Origin of the sequence: Aquimarina callyspongiae (assembly GCF_034322225.1) — a bacterium.
GTDB lineage: Bacteria > Bacteroidota > Bacteroidia > Flavobacteriales > Flavobacteriaceae > Aquimarina.
This window is the reverse complement of record NZ_JAXLPA010000002.1, coordinates 237,681-263,391: the sequence shown is the minus strand read 5'-3', so window position 1 is coordinate 263,391 and position 25,711 is coordinate 237,681. Positions and strand designations below refer to the sequence as shown.

Sequence of the window (25,711 nt, the reverse complement as noted above, 5' to 3'; positions counted from 1 at the left end):
TGTTTATTGCATAGATTTAATACAAGCTTCCGCACATTTTTCACCGTCAATAGCTGCAGAAATAATACCGCCTGCATACCCAGCTCCTTCTCCACAAGGATACAACCCTTTGATTTGAATATGCTCTAATGTCTGTCTGTCTCTTGATATACGAACAGGTGAAGAAGTACGTGACTCCGGCGCGTGAACCACAGCTTCATTAGTTAAATAACCTCGCATGCTTCGGCCAAAAGCTTTAAACCCTTCTTGTAATGTATTATGAATAAACTCAGGAAACACAGTTCCCATATCTGAAGCTGTTAATCCTGGCTTATAAGAAGTTTCTGGTAAATTAGTCGATACTTTACCTTCTACCATATCAATTAATCGCTGTGCCGGAACTCTTTGTGTTTCTCCTGCCACTTGCCACGCTCTTTGTTCTATACTTTTCTGAAAGTACATACCAGCAAGAGGACCATATTGAGTAAAAGGTTTAAAATCTTCTAATCTTAACTCTACTACAATACCACTATTAGAGGTAGGCTGATCTCTTTTTGAAGGTGACCATCCATTTGTTACTACTTCTCCGGGACTGGTGGCACAAGGAGCAATAACTCCTCCCGGACACATACAAAACGAATACATACCTCTACCCTCAACTTGCTTAACAACGCTATAAGGTGAAGGAGGCAAATAAGGCCCGCGTACCTCACATTTGTACTGGATCTGATCAATCAGTTCTTGTGAATGTTCTACTCGTACTCCCAGCGCAAAAGGTTTTGCTTCAATGGCTATTTTTTTATGATATAATAACTCAAAAATATCTCTTGCAGAATGTCCAGTTGCCAGAATTACTTTTTGAGCTAATATTGTACTACCATTTTGCAAGGTAACCCCTTTAAATTCTGAATTCTTAATTTCAAAATCGATAACTCGTGTTTCAAAAAGTACCTCACCTCCATGTTCTATAATCTTTTCTCGTATAGCCGCTATAATTCCAGGAAGTTTGTTGGTTCCAATATGAGGATGCGCCTCTACCAAAATCTGATCGGTTGCACCAAAACCAACTAAAAGCTCCAGAATACGATTAACATCTCCCCGCTTTTTTGAGCGTGTATATAATTTACCGTCACTATATGTACCTGCTCCTCCTTCTCCAAAACAATAATTAGAATCTTCGTCTACTACATGATCCCTGCTAATAGCTTTTAGATCCCTACGACGTGATCTTACATCTTTCCCTCGTTCTAAAACAATAGGTTTACATCCTAATTCTATACATCGTAACGCTGCAAATAAACCTGCCGGACCTGCTCCCACAATTATAACTTCTGGTGCATTTGAAACATTAGGATAGTCTGGTAATTGAATAGGAGAATCTACATAATCTTCTTGTACATATACTTTAATTTTTAAATTGATCTTAATCGCTTTTTGGCGCGCATCAATTGACCTTTTTAAGATCTGTATATTTCTAATTTGTTGTAAAGGGATATTATTTTTTCTGGCAACCTGACGTTTTAACTGATCAGGTTTTGCTGCCACTTCTGGTGTAACTTGTATGGTGAATTCGTACTGCAATCTTCAGGTATTCATATTTGCGACGAAGATACAATATTCTATATTGTAAGATTATTTATTGCGTACGTATATCAACTTAAATTTTCTGTTGCCTTTATCCCTTTGTTCTATTTCAAATTTATCTATTGACTTAAACAAAGGAGTAAGTTTATCAAAACCAAAGTTTCTGGAATCGAAATTTGGTTGTTTTTTAAGAATAAGGGAGCCTACATCTCCCAGAAATGCCCAACCATCTTCGTCTGCAGCATCAGATACAGAGTTTTTCAATAATCGAATGACTTTTGGTGTTATCTTATCCAGATTAGGTTTATCACCATTGTCTTTATCCCCTTGTTTCTCTGTATCTTTTTTCAAAATCTCGAGATAAATAAATTTATCACAAGCTACAATAAACGGATCTGGTGTTTTCTTCTCTCCGATCCCATATACCACTGTACCTGCTTCTCTAAGCCTGGTAGCTAACTTTGTAAAATCACTATCTGAGGAAACCAGGCAGAACCCATGGACTTTATCAGAATAGAGAATATCCATAGCATCAATAATCATTGCAGAATCTGTAGCATTTTTGCCTGTGGTATAACTATACTGCTGAATAGGATTTATCGCGTGTTCCAATAGAACCTTTTTCCATTTTGATAGATCTGGTCGAGTCCAATCCCCGTAGATTCTTTTTATCGTGGGTGTCCCATATTTAGTAATTTCTTCCATCATCTCTTTGATATATCGTGATGGTATATTGTCGCCATCTATTAACACGGCTAATTTTGTATCTTTAATCATATTCTTTAAAGGTACGGAAACACTCTAAATATGGAGATTAAATCACTTACATTATTTTCAAAACAACCCAAAAAATTAAAAGCTTTCTATAAAGAAATTATAGGTTTTAAGTGTCAAGATATTACCAATGGTTTTGAAATCATCACTCTGGAAAACAGATTACAATTTGAAAAATCAGATCAAGAATTCTATTATCATTTTGCCTTCTTAATCCCTACTGGTTCAATTGAAGATGCAATACGATATCTGGAAACCAGGTCTATTGAGCTTTTACCTTATAAAGAGAAAAAAATCATTGAGTTTGATACAGGTAGATCTATTTACTTTTATGATCCTGATGGCAATATTGGGGAGTTTATAGAAAGGCCATTGCTAGAATACCCACAAAGTTCTACTTTCTCTATTGATAAAGTGATAAAATTAAATGAAATTGGTTTGCCACATCACGACCCAATAAAGGTAAGTAATGATCTAATGAACACATATAATATTGCGCCTATTAATGCGTCTAATTTTGGAGAAAACTTTTGTTGGGTAGGCGACCACAATGGTGTCATTATTGTCACAAAAGAAGGCAGAAATTGGTTACCAACCAATAAACCTGGTATCGTAAATGATTTTATAATTGAATATTCAGATTCTGGTAAGAATCATAAATTATCATTTGAAAATAATAGTATTTACAAGTACTTCTAAATCAGAGGCTATTTAAAGTTTAACCTTTTATTAAAATATAACTTCCTATATTTGATTTAAACAAACCTAAATTTTGAATTATGAAAAAATTAATTTTTCTAGCTACTATGCTAATCGGTTTCACGATGACTACCCAAGCCCAAGACATTAAATTTGGGGTAAAAGGTGGGGTTAACTTTGCCAGTTTAAATGGTGATGATGTTGCCGATAACATTGATGGAAGAACTGGATTCCACCTTGGAGCAGTACTTCAGTTAAGTCTTTTGGACACTTTTGCTGTTCAGCCTGAGGTAATATATTCTTCTCAGGGAGCTGATTTTGGTGACCTAGATTTGAATGTGGACTATCTTAATGTGCCTATTTTAGCAAAGCTTAAATTCGCCAAATTCTTCAGTGTTGAAGCAGGACCACAATTTGGTTTTGTTGTAACAGAAGGTGATGATATTGGTGATGTAGAAAGTTTTGACTTCAGTGCAGCTGTAGGTGCTGGTGTTGAATTAGGAAAATTCTTTGGCCAGTTAAGATATAACTATGGTATTACAGATGTTACTTCTAATGGAGATGTAAAAAACTCTGCGTTCCAGGTATCTGTAGGATACTACATCTTTTAATTAAGAATATAATAGTATTTAAAAGCGGGAGCATAACTCCCGCTTTTTTTATTGCAAAAAAAGAATTGTAGATTAGAACTTAAAATCTCAACTATCTATATCTATGGAAGCCATTTCAGAAAAAATATACCCTGGAGTTTTTGATCGTGTTAAAGCTGTATTTGTAGACTCTGTCGTTATTATCATTTTTATGGTAATTATTACTGATATATTTTCTTCTTTTGAAAACGTTCCTGGTAACGCAAGGATTATAGCTTTTATATTTATATTTTGTCTATATGATCCTTTGTGCACCAGTATTTTTGGAGGTACTCTTGGACATATTTTGATAGGTTTAAGAGTTCGAAGAGAAAAGCATCCAGAAAAAAATATTAGTTTTCCTATGGCTTTTATACGTTATATTACAAAGGCTGCTTTAGGTTGGATTTCTTTATTTACGGTATTGAGTAATGAAAAAAGACAAGCTATCCACGATTATATCGCTAGCTCTATTATCATCTACGATCAGTATAAAAACACTAACGATAAAAATTCGTTAACCTAAAATTAAAAATTCTTCTTTATTCTAAATAACAACTTGTTATACAACTAAATATTAAATACACAACATTATTTTTATTTAGTCTTAATAAGTATTAATGATTAGAATCATTGATAAACATTTCGTAGTCAAGTCTTTTTTTCAAGTATTCAGTTTGTTCAGTAAATGGTGATAAATAAGTAATTTCCAGTGTGAGCGTGTCTTGGCAATTACAATTTATGAAATATACCTCTTCCTTAATTAATACTTGATAATCTTTATCTCTACGTTTAAATAAATAAAGCATAGTTTTTAAATCATCTTCATTTTTTGCAGATGCTAAACGTTTTTGAATCATCGAATCCTTTGCTTTTTTAAAATTTTGTAATTCCCGTAATTTACTGATTGAAGAACCAAATAAGTAGCTTTCATTTTTTATTTTAACGTAAAATGATATATTATCTAAAGGCTTTACCTTTAATACTTGTTTATTATCCAATAATGCAGTAGTCTTTTTCCCTTCTTCATCAACAATAATGACATCAGGTAATCTGAATCTTCCCGCAGAAGAATCAAAATTAGGACAAGAATTATTGCAATAACTAGGAAGTGGTTTGTGTTGTTCTTGAATAAAGTTTATCTCTGTAATAGTTAGGTTGAAATTATATTTCAAGGAGTTTTGTACACTAAAATATAAGGTACTATCTTTATACTTTTCAATAATTAGCGTTGGCTCTTTTTTTTTACTTCGTCATCATATGCGCTAATCGCACTATTAATTAAATCGGTAGTTTCTTTTTGTGATAAACCTCGATTATTGGCTATTTCACATATTCTAAAAAACATTAAATCTCTGTCTAAACCTTGAGAAGTATATTGGGTTAATTTAACAACAGATTTTTTTAATTCAACGGAAACATCAGAATTAGGTACATTTTTAAGAGATTCCAGTTCACTATTGATCCTTAAATCTAAATCTTTAGTGTAAGTCTTAGGTGGTTTAGTGCATTTAACAATTATTTTCCCATCAATAATTTTTCCTTCTTCACCCACGTTCACAGTCCCCTGAGTATTCTTACATGAAACTATTAATACACCTAAAATTAGTAATATTTTCTTCATAATAATCAGATTTAATTGATTTCAATTAGGTTTTAAATTAAAGAACCCCATTTCTAGTATAAAACTAAAATGGGGTTAACTATTTTATTAACAGCAATTTACAAAATATTTTTATAACTTTTATAAATATATTTTATGTTAATAGCCCAACAAATGGAATATTTCCAAATGAATACTGTAACTATACATAAATCTGAGCGGCCAATAAAGTAGATTATGATTCTATAGATAATAGATTAAGGGAGTCAGTATAGTTTTATAAATTGATTAATATAGATTCATTACAGAAGCTTATATATTATATTTTGCTTTTAATTATCCATCTTAAAAGTCAAATCAACTATTGAGTGATCTTAATAAATAGCTCCGAATTTTCGTAAACTACCGCCCACCCTATTTTCTGTATACAGTGTTAGTAAAAACTATTTTTCAATATTATTTTTATATTCTAAAATGTAATTTTTGAGATTAATACTTGTTAGCACATTTTCTCTATGTCCATCAAAAAACGATTCAACGAAATATTTATTTTTTACCAATTTGTTAAATGATCTAATTCTTTCAGGAAGAAGTGGCATTTTATCTATCATTTCAGCATGAACTTGAATTGTTGAGTGTTTTGAAATTGGCAAAGAGTAATCAAAATTAAACTGCGCTTGAACTAAAGTGTCAAAAACAGTATTGATATAATCCTTTTGTATGTCAACAACTATGACTAGGCTATCAAAAATATTTAATTTTGAAGCCGCATTTTCACCAATAGAAAATTTATAATGTACAATTTCTCTTAGTTTTTTGAGCCTGCTGTCAGTTGATATTGATTTTATTTCAATTATTTTCTTAAGTATTTCCCCTTTGGCTAAAATTACTTCGTGATTTTGTCTAATAAAACAATCTCCTTTATTTAAATCTGTATAGTCAATATTTGCAGAAATAACATCCTCAGATTCTGGTATTTCAATAGTAATCAATCCATTATTTTCAATACATTTGAAATTCACTAAATTATCTGAAATTCTATTTATTTCGGAAGTTAATAAGTCATTATCTAACCATTGAATAATTTGTTGCGGTTGAGGATTTTCTCGGCCTGTTTTATCTTCTATTCCTACAATGATTTTCCCTCCTTTTGAATTTGAAAAGGCCGTTATTTCTTTGAATAATTTAGATATTATCTTCTTTTTATTCGGAGATCTTATTTTAGAAAAATCTTTATATTCTATTTTTTGAGATTCGATGGTCATTTTATTTTTGCTTACGTTTAATATATGGCAAGTAGGGCAAAAACAAGCTATTACTTTCGTTTTAGCTACAAGCCAAATCTTTTGTGTTTTGTTTTAATCTTTCTCTTTTAATACCAAATCAAAAGATTTAGCGATTTTACAAATAGACAACTACCTTTTGATTAAGCACTAATCGTCCTATTTGCTATATATTAATGTTAACGGTTGTTGTTATTTCTCGTATTGATTCGGTTCATCTAGGTTTAATTCTAATTTTATATCGCAATGTTTACTCAACCAATTTTCAATAGATTTGGTGAGTTCATTTTTAGCTATCATAAATTCATCAACAGTTAATTCAGGAAATGGCAAATCCCAAGTTTTTTTGTTTTTTTCCTCACCAAAGTACATTCGTGTATACTGTTCATAAGATGGGTTTTTAATGCTTTTTTGTATCATTGGGATTTTTAAAAACATCAACTTTTCTTTTATCTCCGTTGGTAACCAATAACTATTACTTAGATTAATTATTTCACGTGTTGCTTTATCGTAATTATTATAGCGAATCAATATTTTTTTTGACTTCATTGATCCATAAGGTTTTTCTTTACGAAGCTTAGTTAAATCATCAACTTCAAATCTCATAAAATATACAAACCCGTCCGTTTTAATATAGTATACCTCTCCTTTAAGTAAATCAACAAGTTCTAAGATTTTATCAGCTTGCCTTTCTACAAACCTAGATTCCAAACCAAATTTTTGATATAAAATTATTGCTATATAGAGAGCTATTAAAGCAAATACAGCCCCCAAAGCAGTTAAAGATGAACCCATTATCGAATTAAAAGTTTCATCCTCCGATCGAGTGAAAATTGGTAATAAAATAGCTAAGACAGATAATATAATTGTCAATGAAATTAGTAGCCTTTTTGATAGTTTATTCATTTATGTGTAATTACCGCTAACGTAGGGATATATGTACCATTACATATATCTAATATTTAATTCACACACTTAAATCAGTATAAACAGATCACAATCAATACAAAAACTCCTAAAAAGAAGCCTATATATCACAATATTTTTATGTCTTTCAAGTAGTATAATTTAAGTCGTATCAGCAAATTAATAAAACTTATTTGATTATCGTTTCTTTCATAAAATTTTAACTATTTTAGTTGAATATTCCCCAAATCACTATCGCCGACGCAAAACGAGGTATAATCTATTTTCAATAAAAACTATTTTTTAAGTCTTGTTTCTAACCTATTGATTTACAACTCTTATGTTTCATCTTTTCCATCCCAAGTATTGCAGTCAACAGTATCAAAAGCGTTATTCTCAATATTGCATTTATGAGGCTTAAGTTCATCAAATTGAAGCTTTCCGAAGTGTTTGTTTTCAGGATTTTCGACTTGTACATTATTAAACCTCCTTAAAACATTACGTAGATCAGATCGTTTGTGTATAATTTATATTGAAGATTTATATTAGATATACATCACCAATATTATTAAGAGTAATTTCAAATAATTATAATGATGTAACTGTAATTACCTCTACTTTACACTAACGATAAAAATTCGTTAACCTAAAACCATCAATACCAAATCTTATAGTATATTTGACAAACTCTAATCAGGAATGCAATTCAAACACCCAGAATTTCTTTATGCTCTTTTTGCGCTTATCATTCCTATTTTAGTTCATTTATTTCAGTTACGTCGTTTTCAAAAGATTCCTTTTACCAATGTGCAGTTCCTGAAAGCTGTAACTATTCAAACAAGAAAAAGCTCTCAGTTAAAGAAATGGCTCACCCTACTCACTCGTTTATTAGCATTAGCAGCTATCATTTTTGCCTTTGCACAACCTTTTCTTGCTTCTGATAACATCGTTGGAAAAAGTAGTGAAACTGCTATATATCTTGATAATTCTTTTAGTATGCAAGCCAAAGGATCTAAAGGTCCTTTACTCAAACGCGCCATACAAGAAATATTAAGTGATTTACCAGAAGATGAAATCATATCTCTTTTTACCAATACAGAAACTTTTCTGGATGTGTCTAAAAAAGATATCCAGAATGATCTGTTACAATTAGAATATAGCTCTAATCAACTAGATTATAATGCAGCCTATTTAAAGGCTAAACAATTACTCAGTTCTTCTCCTGAAACATTAAAACGAGTGATTCTTGTTTCTGATTTTCAGCAAAAAGAAGGCTCGTTTGATCTACCAACAGATGCGACCACCAAAACACATTTGGTACATTTGCAACCTGTAACTCGGCAAAATATTGCAGTAGATAGTTTATATCTACAACGCAATGTGAACAATGAACTTATGCTTCAGGTATTGTTAAGCAATACAGAATCAAATGCAGAAAACACATCTATTGCTTTATATAATAAAGAAAGGCTAATCGCCAAAACTTCTGTCTCTATTCCTAAAAACGGTAAAGCCAGCACAGAATTCAGATTAGAAGAAAATACAAAAATCAACGGTCGGATAACTATTGAAGATCCGGCGATTACTTTTGACAATTCAAGGTATTTTACAATCAATACTCCAGAAAAAATTAAAGTAGTAGCAATTAATGAGGCCGACGATAGTTTTATTAAAAACATTTATACAAAGGAAGATTTTGAACTTATCAGCAATTCTTTTGAAAATCTAAATTATAACGAGCTTAGTAATGCAAATTTGGTAATACTTAATGAGGTTAAACAAATACCTGTTTCATTAGTCAATGCTATAAAATCATTTATGGATCAAGGCGGAGTTCTCTGCTTTATACCTGCATCAGACGGCAATCCTACATCTTATCAGCAATTTATCTCCAGTTTTTCTTCTCAAGGATTATCATCATTACAAAATCGAGAAAAGAAGATTACTACCATCAATTTTTCACATCCTTTGTATCAAGGAGTTTTTGACAAAAGAGTTACTAATTTTCAATATCCAAAAGTTAATAGCTATTATACCGCTAATGCTACTAATACGGTACTATCATTTGAAGACAATAGTCCTTTTTTATATAAAACAAATACTGCTTATATTTTTACAGCAGCAATCAATCAGGAGAACTCTAATTTTCAAAACTCTCCTCTAATTGTACCTACACTTTATAATATCGGAAAACAAAGCTTACAGCTTTCGGATATATCATATACAATCGGACAATCCAATATCTATGATGTTTCTATCTCATTAGGGCAAGATGGAATTTTATCATTAGTATCTGATCAGGAAAGTATTATTCCTCTGCAACAAAGTTTTTCTACCAAGGTTAAAATTACTACCAGTGAAGTGCCTACAAAGGCTGGTATTTATGCGTTGCAAAATAAAGATCAAGTTATACAGCACGTAAGTTACAATTATCACAGTTCAGAAAGTGACTTACAATATTATAACCTCAATACAACCGAAAACTATGAAGTAAGTGAATCGGTAACTGAGTTATTAGATCAAATAAAAGAAGAGACCAGTATCAACGAACTTTGGAAATGGTTTGTTATTTTTGCCCTGGTTTTCCTCTTAATCGAAATACTATTATTAAAATATCTGAAATGAATTTCTTACTAAAGGCTGCTACTGTAATTGATCCTGAATCTAATTTTCATTATCAAACGGTTGATATTTTGATTGAAAATGGAGTCATTACCGAAATAAGCTCTTTAATTAAAAACAATAATGATATCGAAGAAATCTCGTTTGAGAATCTTCATGTCTCTCAAGGGTGGTTTGATAGCAGTGTAAGTTTTGGAGAACCTGGATACGAAGAACGAGAAACCATTGCTCACGGATTAGAAGTAGCTGCAAAAAGTGGGTTTACTGCTGTAGCATTAAATCCTGCCACGTCACCAATTATAGATACTAGTGCTTCAGTAGGGTTTCTAACCAGTAAAGCTCAAAATCATGCAGTTTCTTTATATCCAGTTGGATCACTTACTGTAGGATCAAAAGGTATTGACCTGGCAGAACTGTATGATATGAGACAAGCAGGAGCGATTGCCTTTGGAGATTATAAAAAAGCAATACAAAATCCAAACCTATTGAAAATTGCATTGCAATATGCTCAGAATTTTGACGGACTTGTATTTTCATTTCCACAAGAGAATGATATCGCCGGTAAAGGAATGGTAAATGAAGAAGAACAAAGTACGATACTAGGTTTAAAAGGAATTCCTGCTCTAGCAGAAGAATTACAAGTTGCTCGTGATCTTTTCTTGCTTGAATATACAGGTGGTAAACTACATATCCCTACAATATCCACAGCAAAATCTGTGACTTTAGTTAAAGAAGCAAAAGAAAAAGGATTGCAAGTAAGCTGTAGTGTTAGTATTCATCATCTTACCCTTACTGATATCGAGTTAAAAGAATTTAATACTAATTTTAAGGTATTACCTCCGTTAAGGACACAAAAGGATTTAGACGCTCTTTTAGAAGGAGTTAAAGATGGAACTATTGATATGGTGACTAGTGATCACCAACCAATGGATGTAGAACACAAAAAAGTAGAGTTTGATAATGCCAAATATGGAACTATTGGATTAGACAGTGCTTTTGGGATTCTTAATTATAAAATAGGAACTAAAAAAACTATTGAAATGTTTACCAAAGGAAAATCAACTTTTGGTATTCAAAGCAATAGTATCAATATAGGAAACCAAGCAGATCTATCATTGTTTAGCCCTGAAGAAAATGCTACTTTTACTGAAGAAGATATTCTGTCAACTTCTAAAAACAGTGCTTTTATAGGTCAACCAATACTAGGTACTCCATATGGCGTTATTTCTAACAAAAAAATAGTTTTAAAATAAACACATATCACACATCACCTGTTTAATTTATTATACAAACAGGAGTCATAATATTAAATTAATTACATTAATCATGCAATCAGATTACGCAAAACAAGGGAAAACAGCAGCCGTAGTGGCATATATAACCATTATAGGAACCATTATTGCCTATTTTATGAATCAAGAAAGTAAAAATCAATTTGCAAGTTTTCATATTCGTCAGGCTTTAGGGTTATGGATAACTTTTTATGTATTGATTGCCATTGCTAATATTTTTGATTCTATAATGATTCATTTTGCGTTTTATATATTTTCGATTGTTTTGATCATTTTCGGATTAATACTTGCAGTCAGAGAAGAGCAAAAAACGGTACCTATTCTTGGTCCCTATTTCCAACAATGGTTTGGAGGAGTTAAATAATCAAACTAATAAATTTGTTTTAGAATTTATTAATAGATATACTAGTTATTTATTTATCATGAAGTAGTTTTATTTATGCTAAAAAAACTTCTAAAGCTTTTTCTTAAATTTCTTCTTTTCTGTTTCCTAACTGCAATTACCCAAGTTGGAGGATTTCTCTATCTTATTGTAGAGTTAATGATTAAGAGATCTTCAAAAAAGTATCGATTAAAAAAAATCGGGATTTTTATTGTTGCATACGTATTTATAACATTTTTAGTGATTCCATTTGTTGCACCTCTTTTTGGAAGAGAAAAAATAAGAGATACTTCCCGATTAGGAGCTCATACTTTTATGACAAAACTCCTGAACAGAAACTATGTAACTCCCAAATTACAAGTAGCTTTGTCTGAAATATCAACTAGCCTTCAAAAACAACATCCTAACATTAAACTAATATATTTGGATGCCAATTTCCCATTTATTAATGGGTTTCCTTTAGCTCCTCACTTAAGTCATAATGATGGCAAAAAGATAGATATTGCCTTTATTTATAAAGATCAAAATGGGCATCTTACTAATAAAAAACCTTCAATTAGTGGATATGGGATTTATGAAAAACCCAAAAAAGGAGTATATGATCAAACCAAAGCTTGTAAATCAAAAGGATATTGGCAATACGACATCCCAAAATATTTGACATTTGGTACAACTAATAAAAGTCTTAAGTTTTCAAAAAACGCCACAAAAGATTTACTTTTGGCAATTGTACATCAAAAACGGGTTGGCAAGGTCTTTATAGAGCCTCATCTTAAAAATCAAATGAAGGTGCAACATCATAAAATACGATTTCACGGATGCCAAGCCGTACGACACGATGATCATATTCATTTACAGCTTAATTAAAAACTATGGAAACTAAGACATTATCACTACATCATATCATCAAAGAACCTACTATTAAAAAAGATAAAACTCCTGTTTTATTCATGTTTCACGGATATGGTAGTGATGAAAATGATCTGTTTTCTTTTTCATCAGAGCTACAAGATGAACTCTGTATCATCTCGGTAAGAGCTCCATATCCTATGCAACCCTATGGAAATGCCTGGTATGCTATCTATTTTGATGCTGCACAAGGAAAGTTTAGCGATGATGAGCAAGCAATAGAATCAAGAGATAAAATTGCAGTTTTTATTGATGAAGCCGTTAAGGCCTATAACCTTGATGCTTCTAATGTAACCTTACTCGGTTTTAGTCAAGGTACGATCTTAAGCTATTCTGTAGCACTCTCCTATCCCGAAAAAGTAAAAAATGTAGTAGCATTAAGCGGATACCTTAACGAGGATATTCTATCCGAAGGTTATCAAAATAATGATTTTTCACATATTAATTTATACTGTTCTCACGGGAATGTTGATCAAGTAATCCCTGTAGATTGGGCGCGTAAAGCTCCTGTAAAGCTTGCAGAGTTAGGAATCGAAACCACTTTAAACGAATTTCCTGTAGGTCATGGCGTGGCTCCACAAAACTTTTATCAGTTCAAGGAATGGTTACAAACTAATATTTAAAAGAAATTGATTTTTATTTAGGGGAATTTATATCAGTTTATATTTTGTAATTCAAATACAAAATAGATTCTTTCTTTTTGAATATGATCAGATCATATTTTATATTTTTACTTTATTTTAACATTATTAAGATTCTGAGTACAATATTTTCAAGAAAATAATGATGTATTAAAGTAGTTACCGTTTTTATGTATCGAAAACAAATTCAAATTTACTGAGTATGAGGTTATGTAATAAATATCCTCTAAAGGCTTTAGTACCTATTTATCTCTTATTACAATCCTTAACTGTTTATGGACAAAGCTCTGTAGATGTTTTACAAAACAAATCCTCAAAAGAGTTATTTGATCTATATGTAAAAAGTACTGATAAAGAAGATAAAATAAAATACATCAATTCTTTTATATCACTTGCCAAAAGAGATAAAATTGAGCAGAAAATAATTTCAGGGTATTATATTCTTTCGGGGCTATACGACGATACCACATCACTGAAATATAGTGATAGTATTATCAATCTAACTTCAAAAAATAGCACAAAATATCATCCAGGCTTAGCCTATTTCGCAAAAGCCAGTTTTCATCACAATAAAGGAGATTTTAAAAATGCATTAGATAATTACTTACTGGCTAATCAATTTGCAAAAAAACATGAATATTCTGATTTAATCATGTTATCTACCTATAGTATTGGTACAATTAAAAGAAAAATTGGTGAATATGAAGAAGCATTAGACTTATATAAAGAAAGTATTAAATACTCAAAAAAAGTTCTGTTAGAAAAGAAAAAAAGTAGTTATTACTTAAACACCTTAGCTGCTATTTCGAATGTTTTTTGTGAACTAAAAGCTATTGATTCTTCTACTTACTATAATGAATTAGGAGTTAAAGAATCTTTTAAATACAATGAGATAGAAAAGCATCACCATTTCGCTATAAATCAAGGGATTATTAATTTCATACAGGGAGAATATGATGTTGCACTTGATAGTATAAGTAAACACGTAACTTACTTTGAAAACATAGGAGACAAAAAAAATATATCATCTGCATATTATTATTTAGGAAAATCTTTTCTACAAAAAAATAACACTTCAGAAGCTATTAGGCATTTTAAAAAAGTAGATTCTGTTTTTCAAATAGAAAAAGATGTTTCTCCGACTATAAGAGAGTCTTATGAGCATTTAATAGAACATTACAAACGCAAAGACAATATTAAAAAACAGCTTTTTTATATTAATAGGTTGATGAAATTTGATAGTGTTATTTATAATAATCAATCATACTTAAGTAAAAAAATTTTTAAGGAATATGATATCCCAAAATTAAATTCTGAAAAAGAACTGATTTTGGATAAAATGAAAGCCAACGAGGCGACATCCAAAAAGGTTATTTTCTTTATTTTATTAGTTTTAAGTGTCGCAATTATCTTTTTGATATATCAGTATAATAGAAGAAAGCAGTATAAAAAAAGAGTTGATGAAATACTTTCTGCTTCTCCTCAGAACATCAAAAATACGGATACCAAAAAACAGATAAACATTCCTGAAGAAATAATATTAACTACTTTAAAAGGGTTAGAAGCATTTGAAAAAAACCAAGAATTTATATCTAAAGAGATTACATTAAGCTCATTAGCCAAGCAATTAGGAACTAATGCTAATTATTTTTCGAAAATTATAAATCATTATAAAGATTCTTCTTTTTCTAATTATTTAAACAACTTGAGAATTGAATACATTGTAACAGAATTGAAAACAAATGAAAGACTTAGAAAATATACAATTAAAGCAATCTCAAATGAAGCTGGATTTAATAATGCTGAATCTTTTTCAAAGGCTTTTTATAAACTCAAAGGTGTAAAACCTTCCTACTTTTTAAGAGAATTAAATAAAACCAATCTTTAAAATTAATCGATATTCATAAATATCGACAAATCTGAGCTCTATTCTCCTATTGTGAAAGTCATTTCTTTGTTACTTGCTTTAATAACCAATATTATTCTAAATCATGAAAAACAAAAAAAAGCTAACCTTAAAGAAGTTAAAAATTGCTCGATTAAAATCTCCTACTTTGATTATTGGAGGAGCCGATGGACAAGGACCTACAACTGACCCTTTAAATCCTGCTCTTGTTTGTATTAATGAATCCAAAGAGTATGTGTATCCAGTTCATTCACAGGATACTAATTGCTAGTCTATTTTTAGAAAGATATTCTACTTTGAAGTTATAGTTGCATATTTCTTAAAAGAAAAAGAGTTTACTATATGTAAAAAAGCACTTTTGCTCAGGCAAAAGTGCTTTTTGACTTAACATTACAATAATTTAAACTCCATTAGGACAAGAGTTAAAATATGTTTTGCTATTAAATGATCCAAAACAGCCTACATAATCAGTCGCTGAACAACTGGTTCCAAAACAAAAAACTGGTGGTCCATCGTTACACTCGGCCATGCAATCAGCGGCTGCAATAGCACCTCCATAAATTAATCGCTGTTCTGCTTTACCTAATGCTCTTCCTATTTTTAAAATTCGTTTTTTCATACTGCATTTTTCTTTAATGTTATTGAGGACATGATTCCATAACTTCTATTCCATTAAGTTTTGCATAACAACCTTCTCCATAAACAGCTCGGCACTCTGTTCCATCACAATACACATATCCTCCTCCTCTACATCCTGCTACGCATCCCCAAGGAGCTATTGCTCCTCCATTAATTGATTGTTGTTCGGTTTTATTTAATATTCTTCCTATTTCTAAAATTCGTTTTTTCATTATAAAAGATGTTTGGTAAATAACTTTCTGTGAACATATAAAGGCACTCACAGTATGTGCCTGCTTTTCTCGAGAAATATACTCGTAAATATGAGCTATGCTTATAGAATCATAAATCCATATATAGGAATTCACTATTAATCATCAGATTAATACTATTCTTTACATAAAACTCTTTGAGATATTTAATAATTCTAAAAAAGAATGCGCGCAGTTTTAAAACATTCTTTTCTAATTTATTTGCTATAGCATTCTAAAAAAACTAGCTATCCTTTTTTAGAACAATGCTAACCTAGGAAAAAATGTAAAAGACACCTAGCCTTTTTTTTATAAGTAGTCTATATTTATGAATATCGTGTCTATAGTTATACAATCTTTATTTCCATAAATCCCTAATCCTTTATTAAAATCAAACAGAAAAGGGTGTATGAAAACTTTCTGGAAAATTCAATTATGTAAAGATTCTAACGATACTTATCATTTAACCCTATTCCTTCAAAAATCATCGGCGTAATTTTTTCTAACCTCGATACTCGGGTAGCTTCTCTTTTGGCAGTAGTAATATATTCTGCATATTCTTTTTGCTTAAACGGAGTGAGTTTTTCAAAAGACGCTTTTAGATCAGTATTGGTATTTAAAGCCGTTTGTAGTTCTGTTGGAATATCAAACCCTTTAGACTTTTCTATTTTTATTTCTTTTCCTTCTTTCTGGTTCTGTATTGCTTCATTAACATATTGCAATATCAAATCCTTATCTATCTCATCAATCGAAGTAAATCGCCATTGTCTAAGACCTTTTGTTTTTCCTTCTTGAGCGTTGATTAATTTCTTTGAAGAATCCTTTAAAAAAACACCTTGATAAAACCAGATTCCTAAATACGATTTAAAAGCTCCTATTCCTATTACATTTTTACCATTGACAGTGTATACAGGCACACCCCATTTAACGGTTTCCTTCATTTCTGTAGACCGCATAATTGATCGTAATATTTCTAAAGCAGGTATCCACTCTCCTCTTTTAGATATATATTCTTCTACAGATTTATTCTTTTCCATAACGTATGCGTTTTATATGATTTGCCCTTAATCACTAATGTATAAAAAACTTCCTGAAATCCTACTTATTTGTTCTTTTAAGGCTATAATATAACTTACCTGTCAAATAAATTACCAAATGAACTAACAAAAATATCCACCCATAAAACAGAACAACCAAAGAGCCTCCTCCTTTAAAATTCTCTATATCAAAAAACGCATATATCATAATCCCTAAATAGAAAGAATAAAAAAATAAATTTATAACATAAAACCTCTTCGTCTTAGAAAAAGCAGCTCCTCTTACTAAGAAAATTAAGTATCCAATATAAAATATATACATCATTAAAAACTCACCATCAATTGGGATCATGCATCATATTTTAGTTATGTAATAATAATCGTGATCATAAAACTTAGCCCCTCCTAGGAATTTTTCCTGAGCCTCTACAGATATCACATCTATCTTTTTCACCACGCATGGCAATCCAATATCCTTTACCTTCACATTTTTGGCAATTTTTATACTCAGAAAAGAATGCATTTTTTAAAAGGTAATATACCCCTCCAATAATGGCTAGAACGATTAAAATTCTAAAGATCATATTTTAAATTATTATAAATTTTGCGAAGTAAGATTTTACTATAATTACAACAAATAGATTAATGAAAGTACATTTTGCCACAGAACTCTTAATCAAAAACAGTTAGTTCTCCATCAAAAATTTGTTTCAGAGCTTCGATATTTTTATATCCATTCTGCTCTGCTATTTTATAATATTCATCTCTTTTTTGAATGTCTCCAAAATAATGATATGCTACAGAAAGATTAGAAGCAATTGTAGGATCAGATTTATCCAGCCTATAACCTTTAACGCCTACTTCTACCGCTTTTTCAAAGTTCTTTTGCTTTAGATAAATCGTTACCAAACTCGAGTATGCCTGGGCATACTTAGGATTTATTTCTATCGCTTTTTCATAATACTCTGTGGCTTTCAAGTAATCTCCTTCTTTTCTTGCCAGTATCCCTAAACCCGTCAAAGCTTCTTCTGTTGTTTGATTTATTTTTAGAGCTTTTTCATATGCAACAATTGCTAAAGAATCTTTATCCATTTCAGAATTAATATGCCCTAATAACGTCCAGGCATACTCATTATCTTTTGTTTTCTTTAAATACTCCTTAATATCAATTCTTGCTTCTTCTAAATCACCTGCTCTAAATGTTTCATCTATTTCAATGAGGTCCATTTTTTTATTCAAATCACCGCAGCTAACAACTACTAGTACCAGGAAGATCCAGCAATACTTTATTCTCATAGTTTGTTTATTTAATCATTGTATAAGATATATGTATATGTTGTAACCTGCCAAATTGTTACCGAATCATCCCAATATTTTGTAATTATTCTTTAAACATTAGTCTTAAGCTTAGAAAGTTTTTCTTTTGTTTCAAAATTTTCGGGATTAAACTCTAATGAGTTTTCAAAAGATCTTATTGCTTCTTCTTTTCTACCTAGTTTCAATAAACAATCTCCATAATAATCAAACGTGCGGTGTGTATAATATCCTTTAGGGTACAACTCCAGATTTAATTCAAAAAACTTTATAGCATCCTCACAATTATTATTTTCTGTAAGCTCTAATCCGTATTCATTAATTAAACGTTCTGATATTGCATATTCTGAATCTTTCTGGTATTCTGTTCTTATAAACTTGATTATTTCGTCTGTTGATTTTTGAGTAGACAATTGAGAAATACTTTTCCCGTTAAGCATCAAATTTCTTAATAGCCACCAATATTTCCATGAAGGTGTTTTACTTCGTTCTGACAAACCTGCATAAGTAAGTATATCCATTGTGGTTTTATGTGCAATAACTACATTTCTTTTGGGGATTACAGTAATAAATTGTCCTCCATAACCACTTGCAGTATATCCTCCTTCAAAATCGGGATTATCATAGAATCGCTCGTAAAGCCACCACATATATCCATATGATTCTTGAAGAGGGCTTGATTTATCTCGTCTGTATCTTGCAGAAACAGTATCTGTATGCGTTACTCTAGTTGTTATTTTATTAATCCAATCAGCAGAAACTATTTGTTTGTCATTCCATTTTCCTTTTTGAAGCATTAGTTGTCCTATTTTGGCCATATCTCTGGTAGAAAGATGCATATGGTAGGCCGAGTATCGAGATTTATCTTTATTAACCGTTCTTTTTTGATTCTTGATATTCCAATCTTGAAATCCTAGAGGAATGGCTAATTGCTGTTCCAGTTCTTCATAAACCGTATTACCAGACTTCTTTTCAAGAATGTATCCTGCTACATTAAAATCCCAATTATTATAAACAAAGTATTCACCTGGTTTAACACTGCCTCTCTCTTTTATATTTTCTTTATCATATCCGCCGTTAGCTGGTAAATGAAATACGCCAGATCTAGATGTAATAATATGATCTACCGTTGCTTCTTTTTCTATAGGTAATAGTGTATCATCTTCATCAATTCCCATTGCACCTATAGTCTGATTAAGGTCGATAGTACCATTAGTAACATATTTACCATATAATATGGCTAATACACTTTTTCTACAGGATGCGATATAACTGATTTCTGACACATCACCATATTCATACACGATTTTACCATTTTCAAGAATCAACATACTGGTGGTTTCAGATTCTTCTTTAAGGTACGTATCTATTTCATTCAATTTTTCTGGAGTAAAACTTGAATAATCGGATGATTTTATTTTTTCAAAAACTACACCTTCTATAGATGGTTTTTTATAAAACCAGGTCTGTAGGCTTAAACAAGAAACGGGAAACATTAAAGCAACTAGAATAACTGATGTGATTACGATTTTTTTGATTCTGTATTTTTTATAAATCGAAATAAGGATTGGTTTTTTATGTATAACTAAATATACAACCATCATATTAGGAATCCAACTTAACCAGGCTACAATACCATATGCTGTTACAAAACTATCTGTTACAACTATAAGAAGAGGTAACCAAAGTCGTAAGGTTACAGCTCCAAAAGTACCTGCATAGCTATACATCATAAATTTTCTATGTGCTTCAATTCTTCCTTTTCTAATAGTAGAATACCCCAAAAAGGTAAGTATTGTCCAAAGTAAGGCTCCTATCGAAAAACCAAGTTTTGGAGAAAGTCCTCCTGAAGCAAAAAGCGCAATGTAAAACCCAAAAGGTCCACTGATTAAAACTGAAGTGACATATATTTTACCAATAGTTCTATGTAGGTTTATATATTTTGCTCTTAACTTTTTACTAAACTGTAACCAGCCAACTAAAAGTGCAATACCTCCAAAAATGATATGAGCATAAAAAGAGATGTTATATACATTACTATTTAAAAGTTCTACTGATTTTGATAATTGTAATGCAACTGGGGTATCTGCTAAAAGATACTTCATTGGATAAAAGCTAAAAATAATACATAAGCTACCAAAAATGATCCAAGCACTTTTTTTCATTTGATTTGTTTTTTAGATTGACACAACCAAAATAGAATGAAAAATCACTGCTTTAGATATGATAAAAGCTATAAGGTATAAAAGAAGTATTTTAAGGTAGAATTAGTATGGTTTGGTATAAAATAGACCGTTTTAGGTATAAAAAATCATAGGTCTATTACACGATTTTTATAATTTTTAGAAACTGGAAGCTCTATTTGAGTTAAAGCAATTGTACTTGAATCTTTCCAGAATTTAAAATGAGAAGGATTGATTAAATGAGATCTGTGTACCTGAATTAAGAAGTCAAAATCATATTGAATTTTTTTTAACGAACTACGAATCAATTTTGTTTTGAGTTGATCTTTTTCAAGAAAGAAAACCTCAACATAATTCTGCGAATTAGAGATACAAATAAGATCTGATTTTTTGATTTTTAAAATATCCAACTTATTCTCTCCCTTAATAATAATATCATCTTCTTTTATTGGTATCAATTTAATTGTATATCGTCTGGCCAAAAAAAGTAATGGAGTTAAGATCAAAAATATATTGACAATGATCTTAATTAAAAACTCAGAAAAATCGTAGATCCCTTTAACCAAAGGGGTTTTATAATATAAGTAGGTGGCTACAGTATATAGTAAGTAAAACAAAAAGTATGTACTTATTTCAAAAACTGTATTCCATCTTAATAATTTTTGATAAATAGTATTTTGAAACCAGCTTACTACTCCATAGGATAAAAATATAATCAAGCTAAACCCTACACTAACATTTATCCATATTTGCAAATCCATATTACCATGCTCAAATGGTCTTGCAAAAAAAGCAAACAAAAAACCCCAAACACTTAGAAATGCTCCTACAACCAGATGGTGTTTGATAGATGGGTTTAAAGTATTCATTTAATAGATGATAACCTTTTCTCTTCTTAAATATTAAAAAGTAATTGATAAAATTAGTATTTAAATACATATTTCCAATTACTGGTTCTCAAATTAATTAATCATCATCTATTACAACATAAATTTTATTTGTGATTTTCCAGATTTGATTTATTTTTTGCAAAGAAAGAATATCGATATACGTAGTTTCGCCAACCTTCATACTGATTTTAGCAATTCCCATTTTTTCATCTACTACATCCAAATTTAAAATTTTAAGCACACATTTTTTTAATGCTTCTGGTGGTAGTTTTTCTCTTGACGCCCATTTCGGAATAAGATCCCTGAAATATGAGTTTTCTATATTTTCAATTCCTTTTTGATTTACAGAAGGTACTTTCATTGTACCATTTTGAATATCAAAAGCTTTATTTAATTTAGAAACATCTCTATTTATATAACCCTCAAAATAATTCTCAATAGTTACGGTAATCAATTCTATATCATCATTTTTTTCCTGTGCTACTAAAGAAAAAGACATAATAACAAACAGAATCATCAAGTGTTTTACATTCATAACTTTATTCTTTTGGTTTGACTATTCTAATCTATAAGTCAGTGTATTTCCTTTTGGCAGATAACTTAACTCCAACTCCTTATCGATGTATTTAAGAATTGAATATTTTAATTCACCCGATATATCATTGGTTAGCATAAGATATTCTACATCCTCTTCTTTTCTAACTTTAAAATCATAGATGTTTCCAGATTTTATTTCATTGTCTTTATAAAAATGAATCCATTTTCCATCTTTAATTTCGATTCCTGAATTAGAATCGTCTTTACTAATTCAACACCCATTTTTAAATTGAGTAGCACTATTAATTAATTAATTGATTAATTCTTTTTGAGTACCCTTTATTATATAGCTTTATTAATCCTTTTGATTTTACTACTTCTTCGGTAATATCAATATTAGGAACATTTGCTATGTTAATATCTTCATCTTTTTCAAAGGTCTTTTCCTTTTTTAAGGCTTTTAATAATTGTCCCTTATGTATATAGGTTCTTAATTCTCTGATAGTAAAAGGCCCATTTACTGAAGCTTCATCAGAACGTGTTTCATAAACAAAAAATAATTTATCATCTTTTAAATAATAAGAAATCTTCACAACGCTATGACCCAATACTTCTGTATTTACAACTTTAACGATTTTATTAGCATCATAAAAACCTTCTATTTCTACTGAGAGTCTATTTTCTTGTAAAGTCGTGCTTTTCTTTTTTAATGTGGCAAGTTTACTGTCAATATCATTAAAATCATTTCTTATAATTTCAATTTGTTTTTCAACATCAATTTTGTTAGAGATTATTTCTTTTTCAGAAACTTTTTCAGTTGGTTGTTCAGTAATCTCATTTGATGAGGACGATTTCTTTTTATCTGATGTACAAGCATAAAAACAAATAAGAGTTAAAAGAAACAGTAGATTTTTAGTATTCATATTCAATGGTTAGTTTGTTTTCTTGAGTACAAAAATCGATTCTATTATTATAATTTCAAAATTCTAATAGTTTAAATGATTCAATCTATCAAATTTACACTCAGTTTTATCATTGCTTTATCACAACGAAAAGTACTACTATCTAACAAAACGTGTACTTGTTATTAGTCCATTTTTTACTTCGTAAATAGAAACGTATTCTTGAAAAAAAATGCTAGATATTTTTCTTTTTTCTATAAACTGAAAGAGTCAATTCAATAATCGCAACGTTAATTTTGCCAACTAAACTATTAATTATTCTACTCTAAAGTAATTGTAAATTAACGATTTTACTCATCTTAGTATCCCAGTCTAAAGAAATAGATACTGTTTTATCTTCTGGATTCCATTTATATGAAGGTGTAATTTCATCTAAAACAATAGATTGTGGAGCTTTCTCAATATTATGTATTATCAAAATCATTTTGCGTGATTGAAATGAATAATCACTTCCTTTTTCAACATCTAAATGTATCGATAATTTATTCTTAGAATAAACACTACCAAATTTTAATATTTCATATTGTTCCTTTTCATATGCTGCAAGTGTTTTACCATCGTCATTATACATTTTACCTGAGCTGTTTTTTACGCTGGTATCGTGATAATAATGTAATATGATTTCTTTTGTTGAATATAAATCAGTTGTCTGAACAGGTTTAACCATAGGTATAAAAGCTCCCGCTTTCACAAAAACAGGGATATGTTCTTCTACTACCTGGACTTGTCTATAAGCTCCTCCTTCATATTTTTGACCTGTAAAGAAATCATACCATATATTTCCTTTTGGAAAAAGTACATCCATTGAAGCTACATCAGGTTTTACTACGGGAGATACTAGAAAATTATCTCCCCATAAATAAGTAAAACTCACATCTTGAAGTTCCTCTTCTTCTGAGTTTCCAAAGAAAAGTGGTCGCATTAAAGGAATTCCTGTTTGATAATTATCAAAAGCCAAAGTATAGTTATACGGAATCAAACTATATCTAAGTTCTATACTTTTTTTGGCTAGTGCTTTTGTCTTTTTATCATGAAAAACTGGTTCTGGTGCAATATGTTCTTGTGCATGAGGTCTGAAAATTGGTTGAAAAACTCCATACTGTAACCATCGGGTATACAATTCAGGGTTAAACACTTCACCACCTGCAAAACCTCCCAGATCAGAATGCATATATCCTAATCCTTGCATTCCCATAGACAATGCAATTTCAGCTTGTGATTGTAGCCCTTCCCAACTTCGACTTACATCTCCACTCCAAGGAATCATACCAAAACGTTGAGAACCTGAGTATCCTGCTCTCATCAAAATAAAAGGCCTTTGATTAGGAAAATCTTTTTGAAATCCTTCTTGAACCAATCTTGCCCAGTCATGACCGTAAATGTTATGAACCTGATCTGCGCTCCCAGCCGCATGCTGTAGATCAGAAGGATGTACTTCTGGCTCTCCAAGATCTCCCCACCAACCAGCTACTCCATATTCTTGAGTATATTGTTTATAAATATTCCAGAACCAATCTTTTCCTTTAGGATCATAAATATCTACAATACCGGTATTTCCAAAATAAAAATCAAACTTATATGGGTTTCCTAGAGAATCCTTACCAAGGATTTTTTTCTCTACCGCCTCATCCCATTTCTTTGAAGTACTTAAAATAAAAGGTTCTGTAATTAAAATAGTTTTAATTCCTTGATTTTTAAGATCATTAATCATTTGTTTAGGCTCTGGAAAAGAATCTTTTAAAAATTCCAGATTACCCATGTGACCTTTAATATCTTTTCCAAACCAATATATATCCAGAATAACCGCATCCAACGGAATACTGTCTTTTTTAAATTTTGCAATGGTTTCTTCGACCTCCTTCTGAGAGTGATACCCAAAACGACTGGCAAAATTACCAAATACCCAACGTGGTGGTATTGGTTGTTTACCAGTAAGATCTGTATATTGATCAATCAAATCTTTCCAATCATCACCCGCTACTACTTGATATGTTTTTCTACCTCCAATAGTTTCAAAACTCAGTGTATTATCTTTTTTACTGTCGATATCCAAAAACCCTATAGATGGATTATCAAAATGAACCGCATATATTTTTGAAGACAATACCAGCGGCATTGTATAATTCATCAATTCTGAATGATTTCCATAGCCATAATGTGCTTTATTATATAACTCAAGTCTTTTTCCTCTTCTATTCATACCAACTACCCTTGCTCCTGCTCCATAAATCACTTCTTTAGTATCCAGGTTAAAGTTTAATATCTCTGTAGAATCTGTTTTTACATATCCTTTCTGTTCTGAAATAAGTTCTTTTCCTTTATAAGAGTATGAAATAGCAAAAGGTTTCTTAGTTATATGAACTGCAATACCAGAAGTTGTATAAATAAGAGTTTCTTTATCCTCTTTAATACTTGCTTTTACATTGGGAGTCAATACAACGGCATGAGATTCTGATTTTAAAACTTCCCCTTCTGGGATAAAAGAAGTTTCTATGATCTTATCAGAAAAAGGAGTTATTATATATTTTCCATTATCCTTATATACTTCGATATGGGTTCCTTTATCCTTAAACCCTTGATAAGGGCCCTCATATTTTTTTTTACACGAAATATTTACTACTAATAATGATGCAAATAGTAAAACTGATAACAATCTCATATTTATTTTTAATGTTCGTTCTTAAATAGCATTAAAATCAAATATAAGAGA

At 30.6% G+C, this 25,711-nt stretch carries 27 protein-coding genes; 10 read left to right on the top strand and 17 right to left on the bottom strand.

Annotated features, from left to right (window positions below; genetic code table 11):
- Positions 1–3: 3 nt before the first annotated feature.
- Together U0D62_RS08255 and U0D62_RS08250 are read right to left on the bottom strand one after the other, a co-directional pair.
- Entirely contained in the window at positions 4–1,560 is a 1,557-nt protein-coding gene (locus tag U0D62_RS08255) for an NAD(P)/FAD-dependent oxidoreductase (RefSeq protein ID WP_322286791.1), read from the bottom strand.
- 51 nt (positions 1,561–1,611) lie between these two features.
- Positions 1,612–2,340 (bottom strand): NYN domain-containing protein, encoded by a 729-nt coding sequence (locus U0D62_RS08250; protein WP_322286790.1) that lies wholly within the window; start codon positions 2,338–2,340, stop codon positions 1,612–1,614.
- Between the two features lie 30 nt (positions 2,341–2,370).
- Between U0D62_RS08250 and U0D62_RS08245 the strand changes: the two genes are divergently transcribed.
- The 3 genes from U0D62_RS08245 to U0D62_RS08235 all read left to right on the top strand — a co-directional run bounded on the left by U0D62_RS08245 (position 2,371) and on the right by U0D62_RS08235 (position 4,191).
- Positions 2,371–3,036 (top strand): VOC family protein, encoded by a 666-nt coding sequence (locus U0D62_RS08245; RefSeq protein ID WP_322286789.1) that lies wholly within the window; start codon positions 2,371–2,373, stop codon positions 3,034–3,036.
- A gap of 80 nt (positions 3,037–3,116) precedes the next feature.
- Entirely contained in the window at positions 3,117–3,647 is a 531-nt protein-coding gene (locus U0D62_RS08240) for a porin family protein (RefSeq protein WP_322286788.1), read from the top strand.
- 103 nt (positions 3,648–3,750) lie between these two features.
- Positions 3,751–4,191 (top strand): RDD family protein, encoded by a 441-nt coding sequence (locus U0D62_RS08235; protein WP_322286787.1) that lies wholly within the window; start codon positions 3,751–3,753, stop codon positions 4,189–4,191.
- Positions 4,192–4,282: 91 nt separating this feature from the next.
- On the opposite strand, the gene U0D62_RS08230 is transcribed toward U0D62_RS08235, so the two are convergent.
- The 4 genes from U0D62_RS08230 to U0D62_RS08215 form a co-directional block, all read right to left on the bottom strand.
- Positions 4,283–4,840 carry a hypothetical protein gene (locus U0D62_RS08230; protein ID WP_322286786.1) on the bottom strand — a complete coding sequence of 186 codons (558 nt, stop codon included), beginning with the start codon at positions 4,838–4,840 and terminating at the stop codon, positions 4,283–4,285.
- Between the two features lie 50 nt (positions 4,841–4,890).
- Positions 4,891–5,289, bottom strand: coding sequence for a hypothetical protein (locus tag U0D62_RS08225; protein ID WP_322286785.1), 399 nt, complete (start codon positions 5,287–5,289; stop codon positions 4,891–4,893).
- Positions 5,290–5,711: 422 nt separating this feature from the next.
- On the bottom strand, positions 5,712–6,533 hold the full coding sequence (locus U0D62_RS08220) for an ATP-binding protein (protein ID WP_322286784.1): 822 nt from the start codon (positions 6,531–6,533) through the stop codon (positions 5,712–5,714).
- A 210-nt stretch (positions 6,534–6,743) separates the two neighbouring features.
- Positions 6,744–7,457 carry a hypothetical protein gene (locus U0D62_RS08215; RefSeq protein WP_322286783.1) on the bottom strand — a complete coding sequence of 238 codons (714 nt, stop codon included), beginning with the start codon at positions 7,455–7,457 and terminating at the stop codon, positions 6,744–6,746.
- Positions 7,458–8,156: 699 nt separating this feature from the next.
- Between U0D62_RS08215 and U0D62_RS08210 the strand changes: the two genes are divergently transcribed.
- The 7 genes from U0D62_RS08210 to U0D62_RS08180 all read left to right on the top strand — a co-directional run bounded on the left by U0D62_RS08210 (position 8,157) and on the right by U0D62_RS08180 (position 15,480).
- On the top strand, positions 8,157–10,082 hold the full coding sequence (locus U0D62_RS08210) for a vWA domain-containing protein (RefSeq protein ID WP_322286782.1): 1,926 nt from the start codon (positions 8,157–8,159) through the stop codon (positions 10,080–10,082).
- Positions 10,079–11,332: a dihydroorotase gene (locus tag U0D62_RS08205; protein ID WP_322286781.1), complete on the top strand. Its 1,254-nt coding sequence runs from the start codon at positions 10,079–10,081 to the stop codon at positions 11,330–11,332. The genes U0D62_RS08210 and U0D62_RS08205 overlap by 4 nt, the downstream gene beginning before the upstream one ends.
- Before the next feature lie 73 nt (positions 11,333–11,405).
- Entirely contained in the window at positions 11,406–11,735 is a 330-nt protein-coding gene (locus U0D62_RS08200) for a hypothetical protein (protein ID WP_322286780.1), read from the top strand.
- A 75-nt stretch (positions 11,736–11,810) separates the two neighbouring features.
- Complete coding sequence (locus U0D62_RS08195; RefSeq protein ID WP_322286779.1) at positions 11,811–12,620, top strand: hypothetical protein; 810 nt, start codon at positions 11,811–11,813, stop codon at positions 12,618–12,620.
- A 5-nt stretch (positions 12,621–12,625) separates the two neighbouring features.
- Positions 12,626–13,285: an alpha/beta hydrolase gene (locus U0D62_RS08190; RefSeq protein WP_322286778.1), complete on the top strand. Its 660-nt coding sequence runs from the start codon at positions 12,626–12,628 to the stop codon at positions 13,283–13,285.
- A 220-nt stretch (positions 13,286–13,505) separates the two neighbouring features.
- Complete coding sequence (locus tag U0D62_RS08185; RefSeq protein ID WP_322286777.1) at positions 13,506–15,191, top strand: helix-turn-helix domain-containing protein; 1,686 nt, start codon at positions 13,506–13,508, stop codon at positions 15,189–15,191.
- Positions 15,192–15,294: 103 nt separating this feature from the next.
- A complete protein-coding gene (locus U0D62_RS08180; RefSeq protein WP_322286776.1) occupies positions 15,295–15,480 on the top strand; it encodes a hypothetical protein in 186 nt (61 codons plus the stop codon).
- Positions 15,481–15,609: 129 nt separating this feature from the next.
- On the opposite strand, the gene U0D62_RS08175 is transcribed toward U0D62_RS08180, so the two are convergent.
- The 11 genes from U0D62_RS08175 to U0D62_RS08125 all read right to left on the bottom strand — a co-directional run bounded on the left by U0D62_RS08175 (position 15,610) and on the right by U0D62_RS08125 (position 25,660).
- The gene (locus U0D62_RS08175; protein ID WP_322286775.1) at positions 15,610–15,828 is read right to left on the bottom strand and encodes a hypothetical protein; all 219 of its coding nucleotides are present in this window, start codon (positions 15,826–15,828) and stop codon (positions 15,610–15,612) included.
- Positions 15,829–15,847: 19 nt separating this feature from the next.
- A complete protein-coding gene (locus tag U0D62_RS08170) occupies positions 15,848–16,060 on the bottom strand; it encodes a hypothetical protein (protein WP_322286774.1) in 213 nt (70 codons plus the stop codon).
- A 464-nt stretch (positions 16,061–16,524) separates the two neighbouring features.
- Positions 16,525–17,115, bottom strand: coding sequence for a YdeI/OmpD-associated family protein (locus U0D62_RS08165; RefSeq protein ID WP_322286773.1), 591 nt, complete (start codon positions 17,113–17,115; stop codon positions 16,525–16,527).
- A 61-nt stretch (positions 17,116–17,176) separates the two neighbouring features.
- A complete protein-coding gene (locus U0D62_RS08160; RefSeq protein WP_322286772.1) occupies positions 17,177–17,467 on the bottom strand; it encodes a hypothetical protein in 291 nt (96 codons plus the stop codon).
- Positions 17,468–17,470: 3 nt separating this feature from the next.
- A complete protein-coding gene (locus U0D62_RS08155) occupies positions 17,471–17,638 on the bottom strand; it encodes a hypothetical protein (RefSeq protein WP_322286771.1) in 168 nt (55 codons plus the stop codon).
- 149 nt (positions 17,639–17,787) lie between these two features.
- Entirely contained in the window at positions 17,788–18,411 is a 624-nt protein-coding gene (locus tag U0D62_RS08150; RefSeq protein ID WP_322286770.1) for a tetratricopeptide repeat protein, read from the bottom strand.
- 92 nt (positions 18,412–18,503) lie between these two features.
- A complete protein-coding gene (locus tag U0D62_RS08145) occupies positions 18,504–20,594 on the bottom strand; it encodes a DUF2306 domain-containing protein (RefSeq protein WP_322286769.1) in 2,091 nt (696 codons plus the stop codon).
- Between the two features lie 146 nt (positions 20,595–20,740).
- Positions 20,741–21,481 (bottom strand): LytTR family DNA-binding domain-containing protein, encoded by a 741-nt coding sequence (locus U0D62_RS08140; RefSeq protein WP_322286768.1) that lies wholly within the window; start codon positions 21,479–21,481, stop codon positions 20,741–20,743.
- A 97-nt stretch (positions 21,482–21,578) separates the two neighbouring features.
- On the bottom strand, positions 21,579–22,037 hold the full coding sequence (locus U0D62_RS08135; RefSeq protein WP_322286767.1) for a nuclear transport factor 2 family protein: 459 nt from the start codon (positions 22,035–22,037) through the stop codon (positions 21,579–21,581).
- Positions 22,038–22,341: 304 nt separating this feature from the next.
- Positions 22,342–22,962: a hypothetical protein gene (locus tag U0D62_RS08130; protein ID WP_322286766.1), complete on the bottom strand. Its 621-nt coding sequence runs from the start codon at positions 22,960–22,962 to the stop codon at positions 22,342–22,344.
- Between the two features lie 304 nt (positions 22,963–23,266).
- The gene (locus tag U0D62_RS08125) at positions 23,267–25,660 is read right to left on the bottom strand and encodes a glycoside hydrolase family 31 protein (protein ID WP_322286765.1); all 2,394 of its coding nucleotides are present in this window, start codon (positions 25,658–25,660) and stop codon (positions 23,267–23,269) included.
- Positions 25,661–25,711 lie beyond the last annotated feature (51 nt).

Bases quoted from the DNA above. Each gene is read 5' to 3' on its own strand.
- U0D62_RS08145 (WP_322286769.1), bottom strand. From the start codon at position 20,594: ATGAAAAAAAGTGCTTGGATCATTTTTGGTAGCTTATGTATTATTTTT.
- U0D62_RS08210 (WP_322286782.1), top strand. From the start codon at position 8,157: ATGCAATTCAAACACCCAGAATTTCTTTATGCTCTTTTTGCGCTTATC.
- U0D62_RS08140 (WP_322286768.1), bottom strand. From the start codon at position 21,481: ATGAATACTTTAAACCCATCTATCAAACACCATCTGGTTGTAGGAGCA.
- U0D62_RS08195 (WP_322286779.1), top strand. From the start codon at position 11,811: ATGCTAAAAAAACTTCTAAAGCTTTTTCTTAAATTTCTTCTTTTCTGT.
- U0D62_RS08180 (WP_322286776.1), top strand. From the start codon at position 15,295: ATGAAAAACAAAAAAAAGCTAACCTTAAAGAAGTTAAAAATTGCTCGA.
- U0D62_RS08160 (WP_322286772.1), bottom strand. From the start codon at position 17,467: ATGATCCCAATTGATGGTGAGTTTTTAATGATGTATATATTTTATATT.
- U0D62_RS08165 (WP_322286773.1), bottom strand. From the start codon at position 17,115: ATGGAAAAGAATAAATCTGTAGAAGAATATATATCTAAAAGAGGAGAG.
- U0D62_RS08170 (WP_322286774.1), bottom strand. From the start codon at position 16,060: ATGAAAAAACGAATTTTAGAAATAGGAAGAATATTAAATAAAACCGAA.
- U0D62_RS08150 (WP_322286770.1), bottom strand. From the start codon at position 18,411: ATGAGAATAAAGTATTGCTGGATCTTCCTGGTACTAGTAGTTGTTAGC.
- U0D62_RS08125 (WP_322286765.1), bottom strand. From the start codon at position 25,660: ATGAGATTGTTATCAGTTTTACTATTTGCATCATTATTAGTAGTAAAT.
- U0D62_RS08205 (WP_322286781.1), top strand. From the start codon at position 10,079: ATGAATTTCTTACTAAAGGCTGCTACTGTAATTGATCCTGAATCTAAT.
- U0D62_RS08135 (WP_322286767.1), bottom strand. From the start codon at position 22,037: ATGAATGTAAAACACTTGATGATTCTGTTTGTTATTATGTCTTTTTCT.
- U0D62_RS08250 (WP_322286790.1), bottom strand. From the start codon at position 2,340: ATGATTAAAGATACAAAATTAGCCGTGTTAATAGATGGCGACAATATA.
- U0D62_RS08215 (WP_322286783.1), bottom strand. From the start codon at position 7,457: ATGAATAAACTATCAAAAAGGCTACTAATTTCATTGACAATTATATTA.
- U0D62_RS08185 (WP_322286777.1), top strand. From the start codon at position 13,506: ATGAGGTTATGTAATAAATATCCTCTAAAGGCTTTAGTACCTATTTAT.
- U0D62_RS08175 (WP_322286775.1), bottom strand. From the start codon at position 15,828: ATGAAAAAACGAATTTTAAAAATAGGAAGAGCATTAGGTAAAGCAGAA.
- U0D62_RS08225 (WP_322286785.1), bottom strand. From the start codon at position 5,289: ATGAAGAAAATATTACTAATTTTAGGTGTATTAATAGTTTCATGTAAG.
- U0D62_RS08130 (WP_322286766.1), bottom strand. From the start codon at position 22,962: ATGAATACTAAAAATCTACTGTTTCTTTTAACTCTTATTTGTTTTTAT.
- U0D62_RS08155 (WP_322286771.1), bottom strand. From the start codon at position 17,638: ATGCATTCTTTTCTGAGTATAAAAATTGCCAAAAATGTGAAGGTAAAG.
- U0D62_RS08240 (WP_322286788.1), top strand. From the start codon at position 3,117: ATGAAAAAATTAATTTTTCTAGCTACTATGCTAATCGGTTTCACGATG.
- U0D62_RS08245 (WP_322286789.1), top strand. From the start codon at position 2,371: ATGGAGATTAAATCACTTACATTATTTTCAAAACAACCCAAAAAATTA.
- U0D62_RS08190 (WP_322286778.1), top strand. From the start codon at position 12,626: ATGGAAACTAAGACATTATCACTACATCATATCATCAAAGAACCTACT.
- U0D62_RS08200 (WP_322286780.1), top strand. From the start codon at position 11,406: ATGCAATCAGATTACGCAAAACAAGGGAAAACAGCAGCCGTAGTGGCA.
- U0D62_RS08235 (WP_322286787.1), top strand. From the start codon at position 3,751: ATGGAAGCCATTTCAGAAAAAATATACCCTGGAGTTTTTGATCGTGTT.
- U0D62_RS08220 (WP_322286784.1), bottom strand. From the start codon at position 6,533: ATGACCATCGAATCTCAAAAAATAGAATATAAAGATTTTTCTAAAATA.